Source organism: Shigella sp. FC1967 (assembly GCF_001743005.1).
GTDB lineage: Bacteria > Pseudomonadota > Gammaproteobacteria > Enterobacterales > Enterobacteriaceae > Proteus.
Window position 1 is genome coordinate 1 of record NZ_MIIZ01000626.1, and the last position, 6172, is coordinate 6172.

At 40.9% G+C, this 6172-nt stretch carries 5 protein-coding genes and 1 tRNA gene; 5 read left to right on the forward strand and 1 reads right to left on the reverse strand.

Annotation, left to right across the window (positions count from 1 at the left end):
* The 3 genes from BHE89_RS07840 to BHE89_RS07850 all read left to right on the forward strand — a co-directional run.
* On the forward strand, positions 1 to 1351 hold a 1351-nt coding region (locus BHE89_RS07840; protein ID WP_141008276.1), incomplete at its 5' end, for a fimbria/pilus outer membrane usher protein.
* A gap of 34 nt (positions 1352 to 1385) precedes the next feature.
* Entirely contained in the window at positions 1386 to 2150 is a 765-nt protein-coding gene (locus BHE89_RS07845) for a fimbrial biogenesis chaperone (RefSeq protein ID WP_216080993.1), read from the forward strand.
* Positions 2151 to 2247: 97 nt separating this feature from the next.
* On the forward strand, positions 2248 to 3354 hold the full coding sequence (locus BHE89_RS07850) for a hypothetical protein (protein WP_128860392.1): 1107 nt from the start codon (positions 2248 to 2250) through the stop codon (positions 3352 to 3354).
* A 218-nt stretch (positions 3355 to 3572) separates the two neighbouring features.
* On the opposite strand, the gene BHE89_RS07855 is transcribed toward BHE89_RS07850, so the two are convergent.
* Positions 3573 to 3667 (reverse strand) — tRNA-Sec (locus BHE89_RS07855).
* A gap of 241 nt (positions 3668 to 3908) precedes the next feature.
* On the opposite strand from BHE89_RS07855, the gene prlC reads away from it, so the two are divergent.
* Positions 3909 to 5951, forward strand: coding sequence for an oligopeptidase A (prlC, locus tag BHE89_RS07860; RefSeq protein ID WP_069369443.1), 2043 nt, complete (start codon positions 3909 to 3911; stop codon positions 5949 to 5951).
* A gap of 3 nt (positions 5952 to 5954) precedes the next feature.
* Positions 5955 to 6172 (forward strand): class I SAM-dependent methyltransferase (locus BHE89_RS07865; RefSeq protein WP_171742480.1); only part of this gene is annotated, 218 nt, incomplete at its 3' end.

Here is a 6172-nt window from a genome sequence, read left to right on the forward strand (position 1 = left end):
GGGGGGCAGTGATTATTTATCTTCCGTGGTAGGGTTCGGGACCTCGTTAGGGAAACTGGGGGCGCTCTCCTTTGATGCCACTATGTCATGGGCGAAAATTCAAGGGTCAGATTCGTGGAAAAATGGGCAATCTTATCGTGTCCGCTATGCCAAAAGTATGCTGTCAACGGGGACCACAGTGGATTTAGCCGCTTATCGTTATTCCACCAAAGAGTATTACAGTTTTAACGATGCAAACGTTATCAATGAAAATGGCTTATACGCCTGGGGTAGAGCGAAGCGTAAAAATAATTTCCAAATCAGCTTAAGCCAACAATTAGGCCGTTATGGCTCGTTGACATTATCGGGGAATCGAGAAGATTACTGGAATAGCAATGAAGTCAATAAACGGGTGTCATTATCGTATAATGCGACGTTAAAAGAGATCAACTATTTTATTACGTACAATATTGAAAAACGAAAAGACGAACATAATAACTGGCCAGAAGATCGTCGGTTATCGGTAGGGATGCAGATCCCCTTCAAGATTTTCAGTCCAGCGCCTTTGGCCGAGAAATCCTCTTTATCCTATGCGATTAATACAGGTAATCATGGTAATACGGCGCAAAATGTGGGACTCAGAACCTCGCTATTGGACGATAGGCTGGGCATTTCCGTTGACCAAGATTACAGCAAAGAGAAACACGCTAACAATAGTAGCAATTTAAATATTAACTATGTGGGTGAGGTATCCAACAGTACGTTAGCCTACAGTTACAGTAATGATTACAACACTTTATCGGGCAGCCTTAACGGTGGGATCATTGCCCATCCTTATGGAATAACGTTAGCCCGTTATGTGGGATCATCGCCATTGGCCTTAGTGGAAGCAGAACAAGCGGCGGGGACCAAAGTCAACTCAGGAATGGGCACCATCAATGACAGGGGTTTTGCTTTAGTGCCGATTGGTAATAGCTACAATAAAAACCCCGTCTCTTTGGATATCTATTCCTTACCGAACAACGTGGAAGTGGATAATTCAATTCATCAACTCTACCCTACTAAAGATGCGGTTGTGTACACGAAATTTAATACCAAAGTGGGGTATCAAGTGATTATGACGCTGATGCGCCAGCACAAACCTCTTCCTTTTGGCGCGCTAGTATCGGTGGTAGGGGATGAAGAAAATACGTCAGTAGTCGGTGATAATGGGGAAGTGTATTTAGCGGGGCTGTTACCACAAGGGCTGTTAACGGTACGGTGGGGAAATGGCGCCCAGCAAAGCTGCCAAGTGAATTATACCTTACCGATTGAGCGCGCGGCACAGGATAAAATTACCCCGGTCATTGAATATACCGCGGATTGTCAATAAGCCATAAGGGGAAGTGATGAAAATACGAGGATTAGTGGGGCTGATATTATCGTTCTTCCTGTGTTTGCCCGTGCAAGCAAAGAAAGTCGATACCAATGTTGGGTTATCGCTATTATTTACGCGGGTAATTTTCCATGAAAGTGACGAGAAAGGCGTCAGTTTACAGATTAATAATAAAACGGATAACACCTATTTATTACAATCGGTAATACGCAACGTCGATGCCAATACGGGATTAATGATGGAGGTGGAGAATGAGGATGAATCAGCCACGCCCAGTAAAAAACAACCCTTTATGATCACGCCTCCTTTGTTTCGTTTTGAATCAAAAAGTCAGATTAATCTCTTGATTAGACGGGTCCCGAGTGTATTACTGGATAATAAAAAAGAGTCTGTTTTTTATATTTCCTTAAAGGCGATTCCCATTATTCACAGTGAAATGAATAAGAACAATATGACCATTTCAACGGTGATTAATTTGAAATTATTTTATCGTCCAAATAGCTTAGAGAAATGGTTTATTGAAGAACTCTCCGAAAGTGAGAAATTGATTTTCAGTATCAAACAAGGTGCTCTGAATATAAGTAACCCAAGCCCCTATTGGATAACGTTGGATCATTTAATAATAGATGGGAGCAATATAGATAAGGAGTCATTAAGAAGGATGATCCCTCCTTTTGGGACGATACGGTATTCTTCCCCTGTATTGTCAAAAAATAAAAGAGCGTATTCTATCGAATGGAGCTTGATTGACGAATTGGGTCGCTCAACAAAAATAAAACAGCAAATTATCCATTAGACATTAAAAATAGGAGTAGATCCGATGTTTTCATTCTTATCTTTTAACGCAGTAAAAAAAAATACCCATTTTATTGTGGCTGAGTGGGTTACTGGGAATGACCTCGATAGCACAAGCTAAAAATGTGATTATTATTCCTAAAGGAGAAGGGATTGTGTGGCAAGGAAAACCGTTTACCAGCAAATTGTTGAAAATTTATAACTCTTCTAATGATGTTATTAATTTTGGAGGCCGTTTAGACCCCTTGCTAACAGCTACAACTAATTTAGGCACTTCTGCATATACAATAAGCTGTCCATTATATACTACAAATCCAAAACCTGGAGACTTTACCAAAGTCGCAGGTTACGATGCTATGATGGTAATTCCAGGACTATATATAGCGATAGCTGGTAATTTCTGGGGGGAGTACACAGATCAAAAAAGTTACCAAAGGGTGTCATTTAACGGAGCTTTCGGGAACAATAAATTTGTTACATCGAACGCGCCCAAGAATTCACCAAAATTAACTATTTTAAATGATGCGGTAAACTGTTTATCACTAGAGACATCACGAACACCGCTGATTAGGAGAGATACGGACTATCAGGTACAAATGAGTGGGTATTGGGTCCTAATTGCAGACGGAACACAAAAAACAGCGACCTCGACTTTTGTTTCGGCACTGGTTTTAAATACAGCATCCATTCTTAGCACTGCTTCGGATACGAGTATTTTCCCGAAAGATACCGAATTTAAAATATCTACCTTGGAATGTAATATAAACACCCCACCTACAATTAATTTTGGCGATGTATTGCACTCTAATCAGGCAGGTAAAGAGTTGGCTAGTAAAATGACCACTATTGAAACTTATTGCTCACAGGGTGATGAGGTTATTGACTCTAATATTAACTTAACCTTTAGAGCTATATCTGGATATTTTGAAAACGATACGAGCAAATTAAGTTTAAAGGAAGGCGGAGGATATATCACGGGACAAATTGAAAGGGCACAGCAATCTTTTGATGGCAGCTGTGGTTTAACAGGAAAAGGCATTCCTTTTGACAATACAACAGCAATAAAACTTGGGCATATCACTAAAGATCAGCCCTCAGCCAGTTTTATTAATCCTGTTTTATGGCGCCTTTGTGCAGGGGGCGATGGTAAATTGCCTTACGGCAAGGTGACGGCATCGGCGGAAGTGATGGTAACACTTAATTAAGAATGATAAGGATAAGAGCGTTTCCCCCACACTCGAACCCTAATCAGATACCAGGTTTAAAGAAGCTCGCCATTTAGAAATAAAGAACTACATGTAGACCCAAGTATCATTAAAATGGATAAGAAATAACCCAAGCCATCTTTACATCTAGAAGTAAAGATGGCTAATTAGCATTATAAGGGATCGTTTGAGTTTTTTGGAGGTACATTGAATTTGAGTGGCGGAAGATCACAGGAGTCGAACCTGCCAAGGACCGCTGGCGGCCCCATCTGGATTTGAAGTCCAGCCGCCCCACCGGGGACGATGATCTTCCATTTTTGAATGGGTAAAAAGGAAATAACGGGATGATTATACGCTGAATTATTTTTAATCCCAAGTGCACCAAATCAATAAAAGCGCTTTCAAATAAAATAATCCCATTTTTGAGTAAAACCTCTGATAATTACCGCGATACTATTGAACTTATACAGTTTCATCCTCATCTTACTCTCTATAACGAATAAACTCAGTGGTGTATTTTACGTCACTGCAAACCAAAATACAGGATGTTTTTTATGTCAAATCCATTACTTAGCACAACGGGATTACCTGCATTTTCCCTTATCAAACCAGAACATATTGTTCCTGCACTAAAAGACGTTTTAACCACGTATCGCCAAACCGTCGAAAAATTACTGGCTGATAATACGCAATTTACTTGGGATAACCTTTGCCAACCATTAGCAGAAGCAGGTGATAAACTTTCTCGTGTTTGGTCCCCCGTTAGCCATTTAAATTCTGTTAAAAACGGTGCTGAACTGCGTGAAGCATACGAACAGTGTTTACCGTTACTATCTGAATTCAGTACATGGATGGGACAGCACGAAGGCTTATATCAAGCTTATAAATCAATTAAAGAAAGTGCTGATTTTAATGCATTAACTCAACCACAGAAAAAAGCAATTGAAAATGCATTACGTGACTTTGAATTATCTGGTATCGGTTTACCAAAAGAGAAACAACAGCGTTTTGGTGAAATCAGCGCACGTATGTCTGAGTTAGGTGCTAAATATGGTAATAATGTATTAGATGCCACAATGGGGTGGTCTAAATTAATTACTAATGTAGAAGATTTATCAGGTATGCCTCAAAGTGCCATTGATGCCGCAAAAGCTATCGCACAAGCGAAAGAGCAAGACGGCTATCTATTAACACTGGATATGCCAAGCTATCTCCCTGTTATGACCTATGCGGATAATCGTGAACTTAGAAAAGAGATGAGTATCGCTTATAGCACACGTGCCTCTGATCAAGGTCCAAATGCGGGTCAGTGGGACAATAGCGAAATTATCGCCGAGATCCTCGCATTACGTCACGAACTCGCTCAATTGCTTGGTTTTAAAAATTACGCTGAAAAATCGCTTGCCACCAAAATGGCGGAGTCTCCAGAACAAGTACTTAATTTCTTGACCGATTTAGCCTCTCGGGCCCATCCACAAGGTGAAAAAGAGTTAGCTGAACTCACCCAATTTGCAAAAGAGCACTATGGCGTTGATAAATTAGAGTCATGGGATCTGGCTTACTACAGTGAAAAACAGAAACAGCACCTGTTCTCAATCGATGATGAGCAACTACGTCCTTACTTTCCTGAGCAACGTGCTTTAAGTGGCTTATTTGAAGTCGTTCATCGTATCTATGGTTTAACAGCTAAAGAACGTAACGATATCGACACTTGGCACGATGATGTCCGTTTCTTTGAACTTTATGATGAAAGCAACACGTTACGTGGTAGCTTCTATCTGGATTTATATGCTCGTGAACACAAACGTGGCGGCGCTTGGATGGATGATTGCATAGGCAGAATGCGTCATGCTGATGGCTCACTGCAAAATCCCGTTGCTTACCTCACTTGTAACTTCAATAAACCTGTAGGTGATAAACCCGCCTTATTTACTCATAATGAAGTCACTACACTGTTCCATGAGTTTGGTCATGGCTTACATCACATGTTAACGCAAATTGATACTGCTGATGTTGCAGGTATTAATGGCGTGCCTTGGGATGCTGTTGAATTACCGAGTCAATTTATGGAAAACTGGTGCTGGGAGCCAGAAGCGTTAGCCTTTATTTCTGGTCATTATGAAACTGGCGAACCATTACCGCAGGAAATGCTTGATAATATGCTCAAAGCAAAAAATTATCAGTCAGCGATGTTTGTATTACGCCAACTAGAATTTGGTTTGTTTGATTTCCGTTTACATGCCGAGTATGACCCAGCGAAGGGTGCTTGTGTAATGGAAACCTTAACTAATGTAAAAGAACAAGTTTCTGTTGTTCCTTCAACACCTTGGGCGCGTTTCCCTCATGCCTTTAGCCATATCTTTGCAGGTGGATATGCAGCAGGTTATTACAGCTATTTATGGGCTGACGTACTGGCAGCTGATGCCTTCTCTCGTTTCTCTGAAGAAGGCATTTTTAATCGCGAAACGGGTCAATCATTCCTTGATAATATTTTAACTCGTGGTGGTTCAGAAGAGCCAATGGAGCTGTTCAAACGCTTCCGTGGTCGTGAGCCGAAACTTGATGCTATGCTCAAAGGCTACGGCATTAAAGGATGATATGTGAATATCTGTTTACTTTGTGAAGAAGGCGCTGATAACAGCGCCTTATCTGATTTAGCACAACGTTGGGGATTAGTTCACGACGAAACGCAAATCATGGCATTAGTTTTAACGCCCACCCACCTAGAATTACGCAAACAAGATGAACCTAAATTAGGTGGCATCTATGTAGATTTCGTAGAGGGCACAATGGCACATCGTCGTAAATTTGGCGGGGG

Bases quoted from the DNA above. Each gene is read 5' to 3' on its own strand.
- BHE89_RS07850 (WP_128860392.1), top strand. From the start codon at position 2,248: ATGACCTCGATAGCACAAGCTAAAAATGTGATTATTATTCCTAAAGGA.
- prlC (WP_069369443.1), top strand. From the start codon at position 3,909: ATGTCAAATCCATTACTTAGCACAACGGGATTACCTGCATTTTCCCTT.